This window comes from Caulobacter sp. GW821-FHT10A06 (genome assembly GCF_059415805.1).
The window spans coordinates 654545-675700 of record NZ_JBWKNY010000005.1; the positions used below are offsets into that span (position 1 = coordinate 654545).

Sequence of the window (21156 nt, forward strand, 5' to 3'; positions counted from 1 at the left end):
ACGCATCGGCCTGTCATAGCTAGTTGGGGGATTGCGCAGGGAGGACTAGGCTTCGCCGAGGATCTCGCGTACTCGCGTGGCCAGGAGTTCCATGGCGAACGGCTTGGTGATCATCGCCATGCCGGGCTCCAGGAAGCCCGAGGCCAGGGCCGCGTTCTCCGCATATCCGGTCATGAACAGCACGCGCAGTTCAGGGCGCAGCTGACGTCCGGCGTCGGCGATCTGCCGCCCGTTGAGCCCGGGCAGGCCCATGTCGGTGATCATCAGGTCGATACGGCGCTTGGATTGCAGGACCTCCAGGCCCTGGTTGCCGTCGGCGGCCTCGATCGCCGCATAGCCTAGGTCGCTGAGCACCTCGACGATCAATCCGCGCACTACCGGCTCGTCCTCCACGACCAGCACTGTCTCGCCGGCATGGGCCTGATGGTCCTGCGACAGTTCCGGAAGCGCGTGGTCTTCCTCGGTCGGTCCGCGGAAGCGCGGCAGATATAGCTTGAACGTCGTGCCGTTGCCGACCTCGCTATAGATCTTGGCATAGCCCTCCGACTGCCGCGCGAAGCCGTAGATCATCGACAGGCCCAGGCCCGTGCCCTGACCGATCGGCTTGGTGGTGAAGAACGGCTCGAAGGCCCGCGCGATGGTCGCCTCGTCCATACCCACGCCGGTATCGGTAACGCAGATGCAGACATATTGCCCGGGCGCGACCTCGCGCTGGCGCGCCGCATACTGGCTGTCCAAGTGCGCGTTGCAGGTTTCGATGGTTAGTTTGCCGCCGTCGGGCATGGCGTCGCGAGCGTTGATGGCCAGGTTGAGCAGAGCGCTCTCCAGCTGGTTGGGATCGCACAGCGTCGTCCACAATCCGCCGGCCAAGACCAGTTCCAAATGCACCCGTTCGCCCAATGTACGGCGCAGGAGATCCTCCATCGAGGCGACCAGCGGATTGGCCCGCACGGGGCGCGGGTCGAGCGGCTGGCGGCGCGAGAAGGCCAGCAGCCGGTGGGTCAGGGCCGAGGCGCGATTGGCCGAGTTCATCGCGCCGGTGACGAAGCGGTCCAGCTCGGCCATTCGGCCCTGAGCGATGCGTTTTTGAACGAGGTCCAGGCTGCCGGTGATGCCCTGCAGCAGATTGTTGAAGTCGTGCGCGATGCCGCCGGTCAGCTGGCCCACCGCCTCCATCTTCTGGCTCTGGCGCAGAGCTTCTTCGACCGCCCGTTGCTCGGTGACGTCGCGGCCAAAGCCGTAGACGGTGTTGCCCTCGCCGGCGAAGGTCCAGACGATGTGCCGGCGCTCGCCATCCTGGGCGTCCAGGGTGATCTGCTCATCGCGCACACGCTCTCCACGCGCGAGGCGCTCCAGGATCGCCTGGCCGGCGTCGCGATCCTCCGCCGACAGGAAGTGACCGAGCGTGCGACCTAGCGTCTCTTCAGCGCTCCAGCCCAGCACATGCGTCCAGGCCGGATTGATCGCGGCGATGACGCCGTCCTGGCCGGCGATGAGCTTGAGCACCGGCGACAGGGTCCAGATCCGCTCCTGGTCCCGCGCGGCGGCCCGTTCCTTGGTGATGTCTCGCCCGACGGCGTGGATGCGTCCGGCCTCGGGCACGGCGGTCCATTCTAGCAGGCGATAGCCGCCGGACTTGGTGCGGTAGCGGTTCTCGAAGGCCAGGGTCGTACGGCCGGTCGAGAGCTTTTCCAACTCCGCCGTCGTGGTCTCAAGGTCCGACGGATGAATGAAGTCGGTCAGCGGCTGGCCGATGAACGCGTCCAGGTCCCAGCCGAGCATTCGGGTGACCGAAGGGTTGGCCGCGGTGACCATCCCCTCGAAATCGCAGACCAGCATCAAGTCCTGCGACATCGTCCACATGCGGTCACGATCGCGCGTGCTTTGCGCCTCGGCCAGCTTCTGATCGTGGATGTCGGTGTTGGTCCCCACCCAGCGGATGACCGCCTCGTCGGCGTCGCGCAGCGGCACCGCGCGGCTCAGATGCCAGCGATAGCGGCCCTCTCGGTCGCGGATGCGAAACTCAGCCTCATAGGTTTCGCCCGACGCGACCGCCCGGCTCCAGCGCTCGGCGGTCGCCATTAGGTCCTCGGGGTGGACAAGCTGCGACCAGCCGCTGCCAAGCAACTGCTCGGTGGTCGAGCCGGTGTCGTCCAGCACCCGGGCGTTGAACCAGTCGAGGCCCCCGGATGGCGTCGCCGTCCACACCTGGTTGGGCAAGGCCTGGGTTAGGGCCCGAAACTGCGCCTCGCTTTGTTCGAGCGCTCTCTGCTCTGCGCGGCGCTCGGTGACGTCCTGCACCACGCCGACGAGCCGAACGGGCAGGCCGTCGGCGTCGCGCTCATATTCGCCGCGCCGCGCGATGATCCGTTCACGGCCGTCATCGGCGCGATGGATGCGGTATTCCACGTCGAGCGCGGCCTGGCCGCTCGCTCGACGGTCCGCGTCGGAGATCGTCTGGCGATCTTCCGGCGCGACCAAGCGCTGAATGTCCTCTGGCGGGGCGACCTCGACCTGGGGCAGACCAAATAGCCGGTAGAACTCCGGTGTGCCGCGCAGCTGGTTTTGACGGATGTCGATGGTGAACAGGCCCACGCCGCCGGCCTCCTGGGCGCGCCGCAGCTGCGCCTCAGACTCGCCCAATACGCGGCGCGCCAGGACCTTCTGGGTAGTCTCGATGACGATGGCGATTACGCCGACCGGACGGCCGGCCTCATCGAGGATCGGTGAATAGTCCAGATCCATCCAGACCTGTTCGGGCGCGCCGCTGCGGTTCAGGGTCAGTTCCTGGTCCTGGAAGCTGAGATTGCCGCCGGCCAGGCCCACGCGCATGACGTTGTCGTTGAACTCGGCCACCTCGTCCCAGCCCTCGCGGACCTTGGAGCCGAGGAGCTGCGGGTGTCGCCCGCCAGCGAAGACCGAATAGGCGTCATTATAGATCATCAGCCCGTCCTCGCCCCAAAGGGTGACGATGGGCACGTGGCAGCGCAGGATCAGGCTGGTGACGGTCTTCAGATGAGCGGGCCAGGCGTCGAGCGGACCAAGCGCGGTGGCGCCCCAATCGTGGACCGCGATCAGGCGCGCCATTTCGCTGTCGCCCGCCAGGAAAGACGGTTCTGGTTCGCGTAGATCCACGCCGAACGACATTGCTTTCACATCCCCAGGCGCCGCGTGCGGTGAAGCTTATGGCCGGCGCCTGACTTCAACGCCAAGCCGCCCGATCGGTTCGGTCGCCTCTAACGATCTGTCGGAAAAGCGACATGAAGGCCACGGTCGAGCGCCGGCTCGAGAGATTGGGCGAACCTGAAAAGGGCCCAGGCGGCGGTCTCGACCGCGACCAGGCCCAAGCTGAATGTCCGGATCCTGGAGGCGTACCAACTTCCGCTTCTGGATGCTCGAGGACGACAGCGCCGGCGGACTGTTCCGCGTCACGCCGAAATAGGGTTGTCCGCGGAGCAAGATCGGCATCGGCGCCAGGCGCCTGGTCGAGCGGATCGGCCGCGCGGCTGGGCCGTTATGTGATCGCGAAGGAGCCGCCATGGCAACGACCACCCCCCGGCCGAGGGTCACGAGCGCGTCCGGCGGGGCCGTCCCGGATCGTGTCCGGGTGAGGGGCGCTCGAGAGCACAATCTCAAGAACGTCGATGTGGACATTCCGCGCAATGCTTTGGTGGTCTTCACGGGTGTCTCGGGATCTGGAAAATCGTCGCTCGCCTTCAGCACGCTCTATGCCGAGGCGCAGCGCCGATACCTGGAATCGGTCTCCCCCTACGCGCGGCGCCTCTTCCATCAGATGAGCGTGCCGCAGGTCGACGAGATCGAAGGCTTGCCGCCGGCCGTAGCCCTGCAGCAACAACGGGGCTCGCCCACCACCCGATCGTCCGTCGGCAGCGTCACGACGCTCTCCAATCTGCTGCGCATGCTGTACTCGCGCGCCGGCGACTATCCCGCCAGCCAGCCGCATCTGGAGGCGGAGTCGTTCTCGACCAATACACCCGAGGGCGCCTGTCCGCGATGCCATGGCCTGGGCAGGATCCACGAGGTCACCGAAGCGTCGATGGTGCCCGACCCCTCCCTGTCCATCCGTGAGCGCGCCGTCGCGGCCTGGCCCACGGCCTGGGGCGGCCAAAACCTGCGCGACATCCTGATCACCTTGGGCGTCGACGTCGACAAGCCCTGGCGCGACCTGCCGAAGAAAACTCGCGACTGGATCCTGTTCACCGACGAACAGCCGGTCGTGCCGGTCTATCCCGGCTGGGATCATCAGCAGATCCAGCGCGCGATCCGCCGCAAGACCGAGCCCAGCTACATGGGCACGTTCTCCAGCGCCCGGCGCCACGTCACACACAGCTTCGCCACCACCCAAAGCGCGATGATGAAGAAGCGCGCCGCGCGCTACATGGTCAGCAGCGACTGCCCGCTGTGCGAGGGCAAGCGGCTGCGCCGAGAGTCCCTGTCGGTGACCTTCGAAGGTCTCGACATCGCGCAGATGTCCCGCCAGCCGCTGAAGGCCTTTTCGGAGATCTTCGCGCCCTACGCTGAAGGCCGTGCGGACAGACTAGAGGCCCTTGGCCAGGATCATCCCGAGAAGGTCATGGTTGTGGAGCGGATCGCCGCAGACCTTTGCAAGCGCCTCTCGGTCCTGCTCGACCTTGGACTTGGCTATCTGACCCTGGAACGCAGCACACCGACCCTGTCGCCGGGGGAGCTGCAGCGCTTAAGACTGGCGACACAGGTCGTCTCCAATCTGTTCGGCGTCGTCTACGTGCTCGACGAGCCGTCGGCCGGTCTGCATCCGGTCGACACCCAAGCCTTGTTGAGGGCCCTGGATGCGCTCAAGGCCGTGGGAAACTCGCTGTTCGTCGTTGAGCATGAACTGGACGTCGTGCGCCATGCCGACTGGATCGTGGATGTCGGCCCCGCGGCCGGAGAGCTTGGCGGCCAGATCCTCTACAGCGGGCCGCCGGATGGTCTGGCCAAGATCGAGCGCTCGGAGACGGCGCGCCACCTGTTCGCCAAGCCAGCGGGCGCGGCCCGCTCGCCTCGCGAGGCTGATGACTGGCTCCGGCTCGCCGATGTCACGCGCAACAATCTTCGCGAGGTCAGCTGCGCCTTTCCGCTCCACATCTTGACGACGGTCACTGGCGTATCAGGGTCCGGCAAATCCAGCCTGGTGAGCCAAGCGCTCGTGGAGCTGGTCGCCGAGGCGTTAGGTGCGCCTCCTGCCATTGATGAGGACATCGACGCGGAGGCGGCGCTCGAACGGGACGCCCCAATTGCGACCGAGGGACGGATCGACGGCGGTCTCGGACCGGTCAAACGCTTGATCCAGGTCGATCAGAGGCCATCGGCCGAACGCCGCGCTCGAACCTGGCGACCTATACGGGGCTGTTCGACCATGTCAGGGCGATCTTCGCCGCGACGCCGGAAGCCAAGCGCCGCCGCTACGACGCGGGCCGCTTCTCGTTCAATGTCGCCAAGGGCCGTTGCCTGCACTGTGAAGGTGAGGGCTTCGTGATGGTCGAGCTCCTGTTCCTTCCCAGCGTCTATGCGCCGTGCCCCGCCTGTCATGGCGCGCGCTACAACGAAAAGACCTTAGAAATTCGGTATCGTGACAAGACCATCGCCGACATCCTGGGCATGACGGTCGAAACCGCCTGGGACTTCTTCTCGGACGCGCCGACGGTCCGTCGCGCCCTGACCGTCCTTCGCGAAGTGGGTCTCAACTATCTTCGGTTGGGACAGCCGGCCACGGAGTTGTCAGGTGGTGAGGCTCAGAGGGTCAAGCTGGCCACCGAGCTTCAGCGCGCGCAGCGCGGTGGCGCCCTCTATGTGCTGGACGAGCCGACGACGGGGCTGCATCCCACCGACGTTGAACGACTCCTGAAGCAACTGAACGCCTTGGTGGAGGCGGGCAACACGGTGATCATCGTCGATCACGACATGAGCGTGGCGGCGGCAAGTGACTGGGTGATCGATATCGGTCCAGGCGCCGGCGACGAAGGTGGGAACATTGTCGCCAGCGGGCGGCCGGGGGTGGTCGCGCGCGTCGCCGAGAGCCGCACGGCGCCCTTCTTGGCGCGCGCGCTTGGAGCGGCGTGAACGCCGCGTGGCGATCGAAACGCGGTGAATGCGCGATAGGCGCGTGACGGGCGCCCCCCGACGGCGGTCTCAGCCGTTGGTTCGGGCAGCCGTTGCAAAAGGAGGCCGTCATGGCCGACGACGAAAGCTCGCCCGTGAACAAGGCGCTGTTTGTGCGCTTGCAAGCAAAGCCAGGGAAGGGGCCCGAAGTGGAGGCCTTCCTTCGCGACGGCTTGTCGGCGGTGATGGAAGAGCACGACACGACAACCTGGTACGCCGTCCGCTTCGGTCACGACGACTTCGCCATCTTCGATACTTTTCCGGGCGACAAGGGACGGCTCGCGCACCTGGCGGGCAAAGTTGGACGTGCGCTAATCGCCAAGACGCCCGAATTGCTCGACGGCGTGCCCAAGATCGAACACGCGCAGGTTCTAGCCTACAAGCTTCCCCACGAGAGCGGCCAGGTCGAAGACTGAGGCCGTGCTGGGGACAAGCGGCGTCGCCTAAGGATGTCCCCTCCAGGCTTCCCTTTATTCCCTACAAGAGGCCGATCGATACCGGCGCCGGGACAGACCGCCGCGACCTAAGGCGGGACGCGCAGGGTTCGGCGGTTGGACGGGACAAGGCCATTTTGGCGCAAGCCGGACCGAAGGTCCGAAAGGGTTGTAAGGCGGACACCATGGCCGAACGCCGCAAAGCCAACACGCATGGCGCCGAGCGCGGACTGAGTCGCTTCGAGGGGTTCAGCGACGCGGTGTTCGCGATCGCGCTAACCCTGCTTATCGTCGAGATCAAGGTTCCTGGGTCGCCAGACGGGCCGCAGGGCTATACCGACCTGGTCGAAGCCATGGCCGCGCAGTGGCGCGAGCATCTTGCCCTGGTTCTCTGCTACGTGGTGATCGGCGCCTATTGGATCCAGCATCACTATTCCGGGCGCATCTACGCCAAGAGCGACCACTGGTTCAGTGCGATCAATCTGGTGTTCCTTCTGGCGATCGTCGTCATCCCGTATCCGATCCGCTTGTGGTGCTTCCATGTCGGGCGGCACTTCGAGCCGACCGCATCGGTGGCGCTGGTGGCGGGCCTCGCCTTCACTTCCTGCATCTGGATGGCCAAGTGGTTCTACGGACTTTCGGGCCGACGGGTGATGGACAAGCGTCTTGCGCCGGATCTCCTGCGACAGATGACGCGCCGCTATGGCGTTGCCACTCTCGTGCAGATCGCCGCCATTCCCCTCGCGCTCGCGGCCCCGCGCGCTGGTGTCGCCATTGGGCTTCTCTGCGTGGCCTTCTTCCTGCTTCCCCAGCCCAGGCCCCGCTACAATCCAGGAGAGGCGCCGAGCGAGGACGAGAAACTAAGCGAATAGATCGGTCGCCAAGCGACTATCCGACCGCGCTCTCGGATCTAGTGCCGGCGCCGTCCAGCGCCTCTGCGAGACGGCCGATCAGGTCCTCGACCTTGAAGGGCTTGGCGACAACGCCGTCCATACCCGCCACCTCATATTCAGTGATCTGGTGAGGCATCACGTTGGCCGTCAGCGCCAGAATAGGTGTCCTGGGCCGGGAGCCTGCTTGCTCTAGACGTCGGATTTCACGACAGGCGGCCATCCCGTCCATGACCGGCATCTGAATATCCATCAACACGAGGTCGAAGGTCTGCGCTGCGAAGGCCGCCACCGCTTCGGCGCCGTTGGTCGCGACTTCAACTTCCAGGCCCAACGGTTCGAGCAGCGCCCGAATGAGCGTGCGGTTTGTCCGATTGTCGTCGACCGCCAGGACGCGCCCGGCGCTGATGCCGGTTGCCTCCGCTGGTTTGCTATCGGCGCTCTCCACGTTCGCGGCCTCGCCACGGGCCAGCTCCAGATCGAACCAGAAGCAAGACCCTTCGCCGGACCAGCTCTTAACCTGCAGCTCCCCGCCCATCGCCTCCACGAGGCGGCGACTTATCGATAAGCCCAGACCTGTGCCGCCGTAGACGCGCGTCGTGGAGGGGTCGCCTTGCACGAAGCTTTCGAAAACCCGCTCCAGGCTGTCGGGCGTCATGCCAATGCCTGTGTCTGCCACGGTGAAGCGGACCGCGCCGCCAAGGCGACGAGCACTGACCTCCACGCCGCCGCTCTGGGTGAATTTCAGGGCGTTGGAGACCAGATTTGCGATCACCTGCCGTAGCCGCAGGTCATCACCGCGCCAGACGCCGCACAGAGCGGGGTCAAGTTCAAGGTCCAGCCCTAGGCTTTTTCCAGCCGCCAGATCCGAAAACGTGCGGCACGTTATTGTCAGCAGATGCTCAAGGTCGAAATCGCGCGTGTCCAAATTCAGGTGACCAGCCTCGATCTTGGATAAATCCAACAGGTCGTTGAGCAGGACCAGCAGCGTTTCACCCGACTCGCGCGCGATCGCGATTCTCTGAGCTTGAACCTGCGGAAGTCCCTCGCGCTCGACCACCTGCAGCATCCCAAGCACGCCGTTCAGGGGCGTGCGGATCTCGTGGCTCATGTTGGCGAGGAATTCGCTCTTGCTGCGGTTGGCCGTTTCCGCCGCGAGGTGGGCGCGCATCCGGGCTTCGAGGGCGTTGTGCAACTCGGCCTCGGCCCGATCAACACGGCCCACGACCTTGCCGATCCGTGACGCCAGCAGGAGGCCAACGAGCGCCAACAAGGTGACGACGACACCGATCAAGGCGCCGGCTTGCCGGAAGACCTGAAAACCCGGTCGGCCAGGCGTCCAAACCACCCCGGCCACGGGGCGGCCGTCAAGGTCGCGCAAGGTCAGTCGGTCTGCTGGGCCAGGGGGCACGATCGCCGGCGCGATCAGATGGAGATCATTCTTGAGGGCGTCTTGGAACGCGCGGTCGGCGCGAACGGCGGTGAAAAGGACAACAGTGCGTTCCGCGCGCGCCGCGTCGGCCGCATCCTCGGGGATCACCGTCGAGCCCGAGACGAAATAAACCGCTCCACGCCAGCGCATGACGCTGCTCAAAGTCGTGGCCAGTTCCGGCGCTGTCGGCGGTGCGTTGGAGAGTCGGCCCAGTTGGCGCTTGGCCTTGAGGCGCAAGGCCTTCAGCAGCGGCGCGGTCTGGCGTTCGAAGTCGCGAAGTTGCGCCGTGCGGGTAAGGCCTTGCTCGGTGTAGGCGTAGAAAGGATGGTCATTTCCATCAACGGCAAAAGCCAGATCCACCCCGCGGTTGTGCACGAAGAACGTGCCGATCTCCGCGTTCGCCCACTGAACGTCGCCGCCCGGATGGAATTGACGATAGGCCTGATCCCACACCGTCGCCGTCGTCAAATCGTTGCTGATTTTGTCCGTCCAACGCTCCAGCGTCCGTTCGACGAGCGCTTTTTCCTGCTGCTCCTGCAGGTGATTGACCGCCGAGGTCGCGTACGCCAGCAACGCGCCGCACGCGCCAACCACGATCGCGAGCAGGATCGAGGCCAGCCAAAGCAATAGGCGAACATCGCGCTTGATCACGACGGGGCTGTGTTCAACGGATGGGGCACGCATCTGCGAGCTAGTAGATCGCTAGGTGTTAACGGCGCCGGATTTTGCGGTTGAGGCCATCTGTCGCAGTACAGGCTGATCGGGCGGTCGCGCCACCGGGGGCTGGCTGTACCGTCGCGCGCTCGCGGGCCAAACGCCTCAAAGTCTTGTTTCTGGAGGTGCGTTAAGGTCCGCTTCTGGCGCATACCAAACAAAGCGGCACGAGGGCGGCCGACTCTAGCCGCCCCCAATTTTCCGCAGAAGCTAAGCCTGTTTTTTGTCAGCGACGACCGCGTTGGCGAACTCGCGATAGGTGTGCAGCGGGCGACCCAGGATCGCGGTCAGGCGCTCGACATCGCCGGCTTCCGGAACCATGCCGTCGCTGACATAGCGCTCGGCCATCAGCCGCATCTCATAGGCCATCCACTTGGGCATGAAGGCCGAGACGGCCTGCTCGAAGCCGCTGGGATCGTCGCCCCCATAGGCGACCGGCCGGCCCAGGACGTCCGACCAGATCGCCGCCACGTCCGCGCCCGTCAGCGAGTCGGGACCGACCAGGTTTAGGGTTTCGACCGGCAGCTTGCCCGGCGCCTGGTCGCGGCGGATCAGTTCGATCGAGGCGACCTCGGCGATGTCGCGGGCGTCGACCATGGCGATGCCCTTAGCCCCGATCGGCATCGGATAGACGCAGTGGTTCAGGACCACCTCCTTGATCATCAGCTCGTTGTCGATGAAGTAGGCCGGGCGCAGAATCGTGGCGGAAAAGCCCATCTGCTGGATCATCCGCTCGGCCCCGGACTTCACCGCGAAGTGGGGCACGTTCACGAAGCGGTCGGCATGCAGCACCGACAGGTAAACGACGCGATCGACGCCGCATTCGCGGGCGATGTTCAGGGTGATCAGCGCCTGGGTGAATTCGTCGCCGGCCACGGCGTTGAGCAGGAACAGGGTGCGTACGCCCTTGAAGGCCGCGCGCAGGGCGTCGATGTCGAGCAGGTCGCCCTTGGCGATCTCGACCGAAGTCGGGAAGTCGGCCTTGGCGGGGGCTCGGGCCAGGACGCGGACCTTGGCGCCGCGATCGGTCAGCTGCTGGACGACGTGGCGACCGACACGGCCGGTAGCGCCGGTGACGAGGATGGTCATGGAAAATCTCCGGGTTGCAGTGGTTTGACGCCCAGAGAAATGATCGATCCACAGGTGGGCCAATAGTCGCTATATCTGGACGCCTCGTCTCACTGGCGGAACGTATGGATCTTCTGGCCCTCGCCGACTTCAATCTGGTCGCCCGTCATGGCGGCTTCGGCCGCGCCGCCCGCGAAGCCGGCCGGCCCAAGGCCACCCTGTCGCGCCGGGTGGCCGAGCTCGAGGCCAGTCTGGACCTGCGCCTGTTCGAGCGCGGGCGCACCCTCAAGCTGACCGAGGAGGGCCGCGCGCTCTACGCCCGCACCGGCGCGCTGCTGGCCGAGCTGGATGAAGCGGCCGCGGCGATCGCCTCCGGCGGCGGCACGCCGCGCGGCCGGCTGCGGATCAGTGCGCCGCTGCTGTTTTCGCAGACCGCCATGGGCCGCCTCGCCGCCGACTTCGCGGGCCAGTTCCCCGAGGTGAGGCTCGAGGTGACCACCGACGACCGCCAGGTCGACATGGTCGAGGAAGGCTATGACCTGGTGATCCGGGTGAACCCCGACCCGGACGCGGGCCTGATCGGCCGAGTCTTCCTGCACGACCGACTGGTGGTCGTAGCCTCGCCGGATCTGACGCAGCCGATGGACGGCGCGCCGGTGCGGGCCGTCGTGCGCGGCGCGGCCAATGACGCCGAGACTTGGCAAGTAGGCGCCTCCCGCATCGCAGTCGAGCCGGTGCTGCGGCTGTCGTCGATGATCATGGTGCGCGACGCGGTGCGCGCGCGCGTGGGGATTGCCCGGCTGCCGATCTCGCTGGTCAGCCACGATTTGGAGGCGGGCCGCTTGGTCTCTTGGGGCGAGGTCGCAGAATCCAGGATCGCGCTCTGGGCGCTCTATCCGTCCCGGCGACTGTTGAGCGCGCGGGTCTCAGCTTTTCTGGATCATCTCAAGGCCACGTTCCCAACTGGCGCGCCTGAGGAGCTCGCTAGGTACGTCGAGCTAAGCTGAAGCTTGCGGGAAGAGGGTTGGGCAATCACCTCTGGCTCAGAGCAGAAGGTCCGTTTGAGCACGTCTGCTTCTGGAGCTGCGCTCAATGTCCGCTCATGGCGCCGCTGCGCCCAATGCTACTGACCACCGGCGAGCGGTTGCGCCAGTCCGATGAGAAGGTTTTCGGGGCCGCGGATGTAGCAGAGCCTATACGCGTCTTGGTACCGAACCACTTCGCCGACTAGCCGCGCCCCGTGCTTTTGAAGACTGGCTAGGGTTTCGTCGATGTCGCTTACGGTGAACATAGCCCGCAAGTAGCCGAGGGCGTTGACCGGAGCGTTGCGGTGATCGGCGATGACGGATGGCCTGAGAAACCGCGACAGCTCAAGGCGGCTATGGCCGTCGGGCGTGACCATCATGGCGACCTCGACGTGCTGATCGCCAAGCCCGGTGACGCGTCCGGCCCACTCACCTTCAATCGCGCCTCGTCCTTCGCACGTCAGGCCAAGCGCGGTGAAGAACTCCACGGCATCATCAAGGGATTCCACCACGATGCCCACGTTGTCCATCCGCAGCAGGTTGCTCTTGGTCATGTTCTCTCCCCAGGGGCGGCGTGTCGCCACCCGGATCATTCGCGCGCTGTGGGCTGGTCGCTATCGAATTCTTTAGTCATAGGCAGTGGGCGCCCTAGCCTCTGCAGGCGCGCTGGGCTGAACGTCCGCGAGTTGGTTGAAAGCTAGAGTCTGGCGCCGGCGCCAGCCGCCACGAAAGCTGCGTCGCTTAAGCTCCAGACGGTTGAGAAGCGTGGGATGCGCGTCGACGGTATCGGCGCGCCGGGCCAAGTTCCGCGCACAACGTTGGCGATGCGGTGGCGGCGCCGAAGCGTGATCCCGCGCGAAGGCGTCGAGATCGGACGCCTGGTTCATGGCCTACTCGTTTTTACCAGAAATGGCCCTGTGCAGTGGTCCATGTGACCTCTCTAGTGCGACCGTTGTCGAACCTGGCGACGACAGGGATGTACGCGGTGTCGACAGAGGTTGCAGCAAATTCGGGATTGGCTTTCGCCACATCGGGCCGAGCCGCCTCGGTCTCGCCCTGGCCGCCGATCGGCGCCGCGCTCCTGCATCCGCGGGCGCTCAGGGCGGCACGGAGAGGCGGTCTCCGGCGGCCTGACCTCCGCGGGAGCGCGTCATGGCCACCACAGTTGAAGGAGAAGCGTCGATGAGCAGCCTCGTGGTATTCGATATTAGCCTGTCGGTGGACGGGTTCATGCGCGGTCCCAACCCAGGCCCCGGCAATATCCTCGGCGATGGCGGCGAAGCGCTCCACGCCTGGGTTGGCCGCGACGCCACCGAGGAAGACCGCCGCCTGTTGGCCGACGGCGTCGGCGGGGCAGGGGCCATAATCTGCGGTCGCCGGACCTATGACGACTCTCTCCCAAGTTGGGGCGCCGACGGGCCGACCGGCGCCGCCCGCCTTCCACTGTTTGTTGTCTCGCACACGGTCCCTGCCGCCATCCCCGATGGCGTCTACCATTTCGCCGGCGACATCGTGTCCGCGCTGGCGTCAGCCCGCGTCGCGGTGGGCGGCAAGGACATCTGCATCATGGGCGGCGCCGATATCGGCCGGCAGTTCCTGCGCGCCGGGCTCGTCGACGAAGTTTCGCTTCATGTCTCGCCAGTTCTTCTCGGTGGCGGCACGCGCATGTTCGACGATGCGTTCGGGCGCGTCGTCGCTCTGGAGGCCCGCTCGGTCGTCACCACGCGCGCGGCGACCCACCTGCGCTACGCCATCGCACGGCCGCCCAGAGGGCAAACGGCCGCATCCGAGGCGAGGGAACAGAGCGAGGGAGAGCGATAATCGTGACCGATAATCTCCCCCTAGCGCGATGGTCGGACGCGATCGCGCTCTTGGCCCGCTTCGCGCTCGCGCTTGTCTTTCTCATGGCGTTTGCCTCGAAGGTCATGATGTTCGCCACGATCGCCGAGACCATCGCCGCAGCGGGCTTCCCCGTCCCGTGGGTCCTGGCGGTCCTCGCCGCGCTTTTCGAGCTGGGCTTGATTCTCGCGCTCGCGACCGGAGCATTCTTCTCCGAGATGATGCTGCTGGGCGCGATCTACGTCCTGTTCCTTGCCTTCGCGTTCCATGGCGCGTCGCATTGGACCGACGCAAAGAACCTCGAGCTCGGCGCTTTCGTCAGCCACTTCCCCTTCGCGGCGGGGATGTTGTTCGCCGCGGTCCATGGCCCCGGAAGGCTTCTCGTCCGGCGGCGGTCCTTGATCGTCGACCGCGCGCGCTGAACGGATGAGCAAGCCGCGATCCTTGCCGAACCGCCATAGAGTGAGATCAAGCATGACCATAAATCGCCGAAATTTTCTGGCGACCGCGGCGGTGACTGCCGCCAGCGGCTATGCCGGCGCGGTCTGGCCACATCCAGAAGGCGTCAAGGCCAACCCCATCATCGACGTGCACGTGCACGCCTATCCCGCAGCGATGAGGTTCGATGGCCCGATCGTCAATCCGATCACAAAGCAAAAGAGTTCGATCCGCAACGGCGCGGATCATATGCAGGCCTGCATCAATGAGATGAGGCGGCTCAACGTCGCCCGCGCGGTGGTGAGCGGTGGTGACGGCGACAGGATAGGCGCAGCGCTCGAATGGCGCCGCGCCTATCCGGATCAGGTGATCGGTGGAGCGGGGATCCGAGGCTCGGAGGACGCGCCCTTGCCGTCTATCGATACATTACGACAGCTGTTCACCAATGGCGACCTAAGGGTCCTGGGCGAAGTCACAGCGCAATATGCCGGCAAGACGCTGGGTGATCCAATCTATGAGCCCTATCTTGCCTTGGCCGAAGACCTAGGCGTCCCCGTCGCCGTGCACCTGGGCACGATGCCGGGCCAGACCGCATTTGATCCCTGCTGCCGTCTCGCGCGGTCCGGACTTGGGCATCCCGAGTCCATCGAGGAGGCGATAAATCGGCATCCCAAGCTTAAGATAAACCTGATGCACAGTGCTTGGCCCCACATCGAGGAGGCCATGGCGGTCATGATGATCTACGACAATGTCAATATCGACACCGGCGCCCTGTCGTGGCTGCTGCCGGCGCCGGCCTTCCGCGACTATCTCCGCCGTATGATCGATGCCGGCTTTGGTAAGCGCATAATGTTCGGCTCCGACCAGATGTTCTGGCCCGACGCCATCGCTCTCGCCGTCGAGCGCATCGAAACTGCATCCTATCTCTCGACGGATGAGAAAAGAGATATTTTCTACAACAATGCGGCGTCGTTCTACGGCATCCGGGGCTGAACCGGCCGTCGCCGGCCTTTTAAGTCTCGCGGCGTCTCACATGAGGACGCTCGCCAAAGCGGCGGCGACCTGGTCGGCCCGATCCTCGGGGATGTTGGTGAAGCTCATCAGCAGGCCTTGGTCGCTGCCCCGCGCCATATATTGGCCTGATAGCGGGCTCGGCCTGAGACCGGCTCGCGCCGCCCGCTGGGCCAGGTCGACATCCTCGCTCAGGCTTGGAAACCGACCCAGCACATGCAGGCCGCCAGCGCGGTGGGTGAGGGCGATGCGGTCGCCGAAAGCGCGTTCCAGCGCGGCGACCAGAGCGTTGCGGCGCGTCTTGTAGCAGACCGCCATGCGCCGCAGATGCCTCGCGAAATGGCCTTGGCGCATGAACTCGGCGACAGCCAATTGCTCGAACATCGCCACGCCGCGATGACGCAGCTGCTGAGCGGTCCTGGCCGCGTCCACGAGGTGGGGGGGAAGAACCAGATAGCCCAGGCGCAGCGAGGGCAGCAGCGACTTGCTGAAGCTGCCGGCGTAGAAAACCCTCTGGTCGACGTCCATCGTCTTCAGCGCCGCCGGCTTATGGCCGCTGTAGTGGAATTCGCAGTCGTAGTCGTCCTCCAAGATCCAGCGGTCAGCCTCCGCGGCCCAGGCCAGCAGGGCGCGCCGCCGCGCTGACGACAGGGTGACGCCCAGCGGGAACTGATGGGCCGGCGTGACGATGGCGAGCTTGGCGTCAGGCGCTTTGGCCCGGGCCTGGTCGACATCCAGACCTTCCTCGTCCACGGGCGCGGCGGCGACGGTCATCAGCCGCGCGCTCAGGGTTCGCTGGACGAAGCCATAGCCAGGGTCCTCGATCCACACCGTGTCGCCCATGGCCAGCACCAGGTCGACAGTCAGGTTGAGCGCGTCCTGATAACCATGGGTGACGACGATCTGGCGCGCGTCGCAAGTGATCCCGCGCGACACGGCCAGATAGGCGGCGATCGCCTCGCGCAGCGCCGGCAGGCCCATGGGATCGGGCGCGACCATCTCGTCGATCGGCAACTGTCGCGCCTGCCGCGCGAGGATCCGGGTCCAGGTCTTGCGGGGAAAGAGATCCAGAGCCGGCAGGCCCAATTGCAAGGGAAGCCAGGGCTCGGATGAAGGCTGGAGCTTGGGTGCGGCAGGGGCGCCGGATGGCGGCCGAAAGCTCGGGCTGACGATCGTGCCGCCGGGGCGGCGGGCCGTCAGGCAGCCCTCGCCGGCCAGGCGCGCATAGACCGCGTCGATGGTCCCGCGCGCGACGCCCAATTGGGTGGACAGGCTGCGCGTCGAGGGCAGCCGCGCGCCCGGCGCCAGACGCCCATCGCGGATCGCGCCATGGATCCGCTCATAGAGTTGATCATGCAGCGGCATCGCCGAGGCGCGGTCGATGACGAAGGCGTCGAGATGGGGCGCAGCATTCATGGCTCACTAATTTTCATCGAAAGTGGCTCTGTGCAATGGGCCATGGGGCGCCTCTAGTCCTGCCGTCGCCACGATGGCGAACCAGCAGGGACGTGTGGCGTGTCGACAAGCGTTTCGACGAATTCAAGGCTGAACCTGGCGGCGACGGACCTAGCGGTTCGCGGCGCACTCTGGCTGCCGGTCGCCGCGGCGCTTCTGTATCCATGGGCGCTTCGAGCCTTCCACGGCGCTGCGGCGAGCGCCGGCGGGCTGACGCTGGGCGCGTGCATCCGGTTGCTCGTCGTCTTCGCCCTACCGCTCTCGTGCCTGGCGCTGACGTTGCCCGGTCTCGCGCAGGTCGGCGTCGCCGCGCGCCGTCTGGCCTTGGCCGGACTGGCCGCGCCGCCAGTGTTCGTGCTGACCGGCGTCCTGGCTGGGCTGCTGCATTCGCCCGTAAAGGATCTCTGGATCTGGACCGGCCTCTGGATCGGCCTCGGCGTGATCTCGTCGTTCGTCAAACCGGACCGGACGGAAGGGGAGGTGGAGTCATCCCCTCGCCTTCGGATCGCCCATGGCGTGGCGGCCGTCTTGATCCTGCTGTTCGTGGCGTTTCACCTGTTCAACCACTTGATGGGCCTTCTGGGTCCCGACATGCATGCCCGCGTGATGGCCCTGGGGCGGGTGGTCTACCGGTCGCGCTTCGTCGAACCCGTGCTCGTGATCCTGCTGCTGTTCCAGGTCGCCGGCGGCGGCGTCATGGCCTGGCGCTGGAGCGCCCGCCCGACGGATCTGGTCCGCACGATCCAGGTCGGATCAGGCGCCTATCTGGCGGCCTTCATCGTCACCCACATGAACTCGGCGTTCGTGTCGGCCCGGGCTGTCCACAAGATCCAGACCAATTGGGCGTGGGCGACGGGCGCGCCCGACGGCCTGCTGCTCGACGCGTGGAACATCCGCCTCGTCCCGCACTACGCCCTGGGCGTCTTCTTCATCGTCGCGCACCTGTTCTGCGGCCTGCGCCAGGTGCTGCTCGCGCATGGCCTGCGCCAGGCAGTGGCGGATCGTGTGTGGGGCGCGGGCCTAGCCGGCGCGGCGGCCTTGTCGGCGGCGATCATAGCCGGGCTGTGCGGCCTGCGCCTCTAGTCCAAACAAGGGAAACCGGATGTCCAAACTGATCCTCAGCATGTTCATGACCCTCGACGGCTTCGTCGAGGGGCCGGACGGGGCGATGATCCGCCCCGACTGGTCCGACGACCTGGAGCAGCACTGGTCCGCGCCGAACGTCGCGCCGGGCAGCCTGCTGCTCTACGGCCGCCGGGCGTTCGAGCAGAACGCGCCGCTCTGGCCGGCGATGGAGCAGGACGAGCGCAATCCGGCGGCCTTTCGCGCCCTGGCCCGGACGATGAACGGGCTGCCCAAGGTCGTCGTCTCCCGCACGTTGCGCGACCCCGGATGGAACGCGACGGTCTCGGCCGACAGCCTCGAGGCGACGGTCGCGGGGCTAAAGCAAAGCTTCCAGGGCGACATCAACGCCGTCGGCGGCGTCTCCCTTGCCGCGGCGCTGCTGGCCGAGGATCTCGTCGACGAGTACCGCCTGCTGGTGACGCCGCACCTGTTTGGCGGCGGCCATTCGGTCTTCAAGCATCCGCACACGCCCATCGCCCTGGCGCTCGAGGATGTCCGGCAGATGGACACCGGCGCAGTGAGGCTCACCTACGCGCGTCTACGCGGGTGAGGTCGCTGGTGGCGCGGCCCCATGGCCAAGCCGAACGACGGCCGCGCCGACGGGTTTAGGTCACACGCAACAAGGAGGCTCCCATGTTCATCATCCTCAGTGCGAGCGGTCACGTCGGTTCAGCGACGGCCAAGGCCTTGCTCGACGCGGGCCAGCCGGTCACCGCCGTACTGCACGACCAGGCCAAGGCGGCCGATTGGGAGGCGCAAGGCGCGCGGACGGCGGTGATCGATCTTCATGACAGCGATGCCCTGCGCAAAGTCTTCAAGACCGGTAGGCGCGCGTTCCTGCTCAACCCGCCCGCCGATGTCGCGACCGACACCGACGCGGGCGAGCACGCCACTCTGGACAGCATCTTAGCGGCGCTCGAAGGCTCAGGGCTCGAGAAGGTGGTGCTGGAATCGGCCATCGGCGCGCAGCCGGGTGAACGCTATGGGGACCTGAGCGTCCTCTACGATTTCGAACGAGCCCTCGCCGCCCAGCCGATCCCCGCCGCGATCCAGCGCGCTGGCTACTACTTCAGCAACTTCGACGCCCAGCTGGAGGAGGCCAGAGGCGGAACCCTGACGACGATGCTGCCCGCCGATCTGAAGATCCCGATGGTCGCGCCTGAGGATCTGGGCAAGGCCGCGGCGCGTCGCCTGCAAGCGCCGCTTGGCCAGGTCGGAATTGGCGCGGTGGAGGGACCGGAGCGCTATTGCGCGCGGGACGTCGCCGATGCTTTCGCTGAAGCGCTCGGGCATCCGGTCGAGCTTGTCGTCACGCCCCGTGACCAATGGGTCCAGGCTTATCGCGACCAAGGCTTTTCCCAAGCCGCGGCGGAGGCCTACGCCAGGATGACGGGGGTCATAGCCGACGGTGGCTTCGAATTGCCGCAGGATTCTGAGCGTGGCGATGTGACCTTGAAGGCGTATGTCGCCGCCCTGGCTGGCGCCCGCTAGATGCGATCTTCTCCGCCTTGTCTGGACGATCGCGCGGCGTGGAGGACTGGCCTGTTCATGGTCGCGGCGCTGATGCTGGCGAACGCCTTTTCGCCAGCCAAGGCCCAATCGACGACCACTCCAGAGATAGGGACCTTCGGCTTCGATAGCGCTGGGATGGATCGGGCGGTCGCGCCCGGGGATGACTTCTACGCCTTCGCCAACGGTGGCTGGGCCAAGGCGACGCCAATACCGTCAGACCGGTCGAGCGTGGGCATGTTCACGCGCCTGGACGATCTGAATCGGGAGCGGATGAGAAGCCTCCTGGAGGTTCAGCGCAAAGCGCCGAGCAGTCGGGCCGGCGCCGCCTATGCCGCCTTTCTCGACGAGGCCGCGATCGAGGCCAAGGCTCTGACGCCGGCGCGCCCATGGCTCGATCGCATCAACGCCGCCGCGTCCCGGGCAGGCTATGCCCGCCTTGCCGCGCAAGCTGCTCGTGAAGGCGTCGCCGGGCCTTTCGAGGTCTCGGTGGTCCAGGATGATCATCATCCGAACGCCTACGTGCTGAAACTGGCCCAGGCGGGGCTGGGCCTGCCCGATCGCGACTACTACCTTCGCCAGGACGCGACCATGGCCGGGACGCGAACGGCGTATCGCGATCACCTCGCGCGTCTCCTGGGGGTGTTGGGCGTCGGTGAACGGGAGGCTGGGCGCCGCGCGGACGCTTTGCTGGCCTTCGAGACCAAGATCGCCAAGGTCAGCTGGAACCGCGTGGATAGCCGCGACGCGGCCAAGACCTACAACCGTCGCAAACGCGCCGAGATCCTCGCGGGGATGAAGGGGTTCGACGTCGCGGTCTATCTCGACGCGCTGGGGGTTCGGATGGGCGAACTGGTGCTCGTGCAGCCCGACGCGATCAGCGCCATCGCCCGATTGGTGGGCGCCACACCGCTGCCGGTCTTGAAGGACGCCCTGCGCGTGGCGGTGCTCGACGCCTATGGGGATGTATTGCCCGCGGCTTTCGCCCAAGAGCGTTTCGCCTTTCACGGCCGCTTGCTCAGCGGGGCCGAGGCGCCGGAACCGCGTTGGCGTCGAGCGGTCGCCTTCGCCGTCGACGCCGCGCCCGACGACGTCGGCAAGGCCTATGTCGAACGCTACTTTCCCGCTGGCCACAAGGCCGCGGCCCAGGCCCTGGTGCGCAATCTGATCGCCGCCATGGACCGGCGCATCCAGGCGCTGGACTGGATGGCGCCGGAGACAAAGCTGAGGGCGCGCGCCAAGCTCGCGGCATTCCGGCCTAAGATCGGCTATCCGGATCGATGGCGTGACTATGCTGGACTAGAGCTTCGCCCCGACGACGCCTTCGGCGATCAGCGTCGCGCGAGAACCTTCGCGTTCGACCGCGAGATCGCCAAGTTGGGCAAACCGTTCGATCGTGATGAATGGCGGGTGACACCGATGACGGTCGACGCCTTCGCCAACTTCACCGCCGTCGAAATCGTGGTTCCGGCTGCTATCCTGCAGCCGCCATTCTTCGATCCGGCGGCCGATCCAGCGGTCAACTACGGCGCGATCGGCGCCTCGATCGCCCACGAAATCAGCCACCAGTTCGACGACCAGGGCTCCAAGTATGATGAGCAGGGACGTCTGGCGACCTGGTGGACGCGCGCCGACCTGACGCGGTTCGAAGCGCGGACGCAGGCCCTGGTCCGCCAGTACGACGCCTATGCGCCGCTGCCGGATTTGACTGTGAACGGCGCCCTGACCCTTGGCGAGAATATCGCCGACCTCGGAGGCCTGGCGATCGCCCATGACGCTTGGAGCCTGTCCTTGAACGGTCGAGCGGCGCCGGTGCTAGATGGCTTCACGGGCGATCAGCGGTTTTTCCTGGGCTGGGCCCAGATCTGGCGCCTCAACTATCGGGAGGCCGAGCTGCGCCAGCGTCTGCTCGCCAACCCTCACGCCCCCGCGCCGCAGCGGGTCTGGACGGCGCGCAATCTCGACGCCTGGTACGAGGCCTTCGACGTGACCGGCGACCAGGCGCTGTACCTTCCGCCAGCGCAACGGGTTCGCGTCTGGTGACCGACACGCGGCGTAGGTCCCGAACCGGCGCC

17 protein-coding genes are annotated in these 21156 nt (G+C 66.2%); 12 read left to right on the top strand and 5 right to left on the bottom strand.

The window, feature by feature from the left end:
* Positions 1-45 precede the first annotated feature (45 nt).
* On the bottom strand, positions 46-3087 hold the full coding sequence (locus AC07NF_RS17995; RefSeq protein WP_494628703.1) for a PAS domain S-box protein: 3042 nt from the start codon (positions 3085-3087) through the stop codon (positions 46-48).
* A 451-nt stretch (positions 3088-3538) separates the two neighbouring features.
* On the opposite strand from AC07NF_RS17995, the gene AC07NF_RS18000 reads away from it, so the two are divergent.
* The 4 genes from AC07NF_RS18000 to AC07NF_RS18015 all read left to right on the top strand — a co-directional run bounded on the left by AC07NF_RS18000 (position 3539) and on the right by AC07NF_RS18015 (position 7447).
* The gene (locus tag AC07NF_RS18000; RefSeq protein WP_494628702.1) at positions 3539-5518 is read left to right on the top strand and encodes an excinuclease ABC subunit UvrA; all 1980 of its coding nucleotides are present in this window, start codon (positions 3539-3541) and stop codon (positions 5516-5518) included.
* Complete coding sequence (locus tag AC07NF_RS18005; RefSeq protein WP_494628701.1) at positions 5518-6102, top strand: AAA family ATPase; 585 nt, start codon at positions 5518-5520, stop codon at positions 6100-6102. Before AC07NF_RS18000 ends, AC07NF_RS18005 begins: the two co-directional genes overlap by 1 nt.
* A gap of 110 nt (positions 6103-6212) precedes the next feature.
* Complete coding sequence (locus AC07NF_RS18010) at positions 6213-6557, top strand: hypothetical protein (RefSeq protein WP_494628700.1); 345 nt, start codon at positions 6213-6215, stop codon at positions 6555-6557.
* A gap of 203 nt (positions 6558-6760) precedes the next feature.
* Positions 6761-7447: a TMEM175 family protein gene (locus AC07NF_RS18015; protein ID WP_494628699.1), complete on the top strand. Its 687-nt coding sequence runs from the start codon at positions 6761-6763 to the stop codon at positions 7445-7447.
* Positions 7448-7463: 16 nt separating this feature from the next.
* On the opposite strand, the gene AC07NF_RS18020 is transcribed toward AC07NF_RS18015, so the two are convergent.
* Both AC07NF_RS18020 and AC07NF_RS18025 read right to left on the bottom strand, forming a co-directional pair.
* Positions 7464-9548 carry a hybrid sensor histidine kinase/response regulator gene (locus AC07NF_RS18020; RefSeq protein ID WP_494628698.1) on the bottom strand — a complete coding sequence of 695 codons (2085 nt, stop codon included), beginning with the start codon at positions 9546-9548 and terminating at the stop codon, positions 7464-7466.
* 273 nt (positions 9549-9821) lie between these two features.
* On the bottom strand, positions 9822-10700 hold the full coding sequence (locus AC07NF_RS18025; RefSeq protein ID WP_494628697.1) for an SDR family oxidoreductase: 879 nt from the start codon (positions 10698-10700) through the stop codon (positions 9822-9824).
* A gap of 104 nt (positions 10701-10804) precedes the next feature.
* Here AC07NF_RS18025 and AC07NF_RS18030 point away from each other — a divergent pair, with 104 nt between their 5' ends.
* The gene (locus AC07NF_RS18030) at positions 10805-11686 is read left to right on the top strand and encodes a LysR family transcriptional regulator (RefSeq protein WP_492811990.1); all 882 of its coding nucleotides are present in this window, start codon (positions 10805-10807) and stop codon (positions 11684-11686) included.
* A gap of 116 nt (positions 11687-11802) precedes the next feature.
* Here the strand turns inward: AC07NF_RS18030 and AC07NF_RS18035 are convergent, their stop codons facing one another.
* Positions 11803-12258 carry a VOC family protein gene (locus AC07NF_RS18035; RefSeq protein WP_492811989.1) on the bottom strand — a complete coding sequence of 152 codons (456 nt, stop codon included), beginning with the start codon at positions 12256-12258 and terminating at the stop codon, positions 11803-11805.
* A gap of 598 nt (positions 12259-12856) precedes the next feature.
* Between AC07NF_RS18035 and AC07NF_RS18040 the strand changes: the two genes are divergently transcribed.
* From AC07NF_RS18040 to AC07NF_RS18050, 3 genes are read left to right on the top strand one after another with little or no spacing between them, the layout of a single operon-like run.
* Positions 12857-13525 carry a dihydrofolate reductase family protein gene (locus AC07NF_RS18040; protein ID WP_492811987.1) on the top strand — a complete coding sequence of 223 codons (669 nt, stop codon included), beginning with the start codon at positions 12857-12859 and terminating at the stop codon, positions 13523-13525.
* 2 nt (positions 13526-13527) lie between these two features.
* Positions 13528-13965 (top strand): DoxX family protein, encoded by a 438-nt coding sequence (locus AC07NF_RS18045; protein ID WP_492811985.1) that lies wholly within the window; start codon positions 13528-13530, stop codon positions 13963-13965.
* 52 nt (positions 13966-14017) lie between these two features.
* A complete protein-coding gene (locus tag AC07NF_RS18050; RefSeq protein WP_494628696.1) occupies positions 14018-14974 on the top strand; it encodes an amidohydrolase family protein in 957 nt (318 codons plus the stop codon).
* Positions 14975-15010: 36 nt separating this feature from the next.
* Here the strand turns inward: AC07NF_RS18050 and pdxR are convergent, their stop codons facing one another.
* Positions 15011-16408 carry a MocR-like pyridoxine biosynthesis transcription factor PdxR gene (pdxR, locus tag AC07NF_RS18055; RefSeq protein ID WP_494628695.1) on the bottom strand — a complete coding sequence of 466 codons (1398 nt, stop codon included), beginning with the start codon at positions 16406-16408 and terminating at the stop codon, positions 15011-15013.
* A gap of 99 nt (positions 16409-16507) precedes the next feature.
* On the opposite strand from pdxR, the gene AC07NF_RS18060 reads away from it, so the two are divergent.
* The 4 genes from AC07NF_RS18060 to AC07NF_RS18075 all read left to right on the top strand — a co-directional run bounded on the left by AC07NF_RS18060 (position 16508) and on the right by AC07NF_RS18075 (position 21124).
* Positions 16508-17530 carry a hypothetical protein gene (locus AC07NF_RS18060; RefSeq protein ID WP_494628694.1) on the top strand — a complete coding sequence of 341 codons (1023 nt, stop codon included), beginning with the start codon at positions 16508-16510 and terminating at the stop codon, positions 17528-17530.
* A gap of 19 nt (positions 17531-17549) precedes the next feature.
* Entirely contained in the window at positions 17550-18122 is a 573-nt protein-coding gene (locus AC07NF_RS18065) for a dihydrofolate reductase family protein (protein WP_492811978.1), read from the top strand.
* An 83-nt stretch (positions 18123-18205) separates the two neighbouring features.
* Positions 18206-19063 carry an NmrA family NAD(P)-binding protein gene (locus AC07NF_RS18070; protein WP_494628693.1) on the top strand — a complete coding sequence of 286 codons (858 nt, stop codon included), beginning with the start codon at positions 18206-18208 and terminating at the stop codon, positions 19061-19063.
* A gap of 156 nt (positions 19064-19219) precedes the next feature.
* The gene (locus tag AC07NF_RS18075; protein ID WP_494655327.1) at positions 19220-21124 is read left to right on the top strand and encodes a M13 family metallopeptidase; all 1905 of its coding nucleotides are present in this window, start codon (positions 19220-19222) and stop codon (positions 21122-21124) included.
* Positions 21125-21156 lie beyond the last annotated feature (32 nt).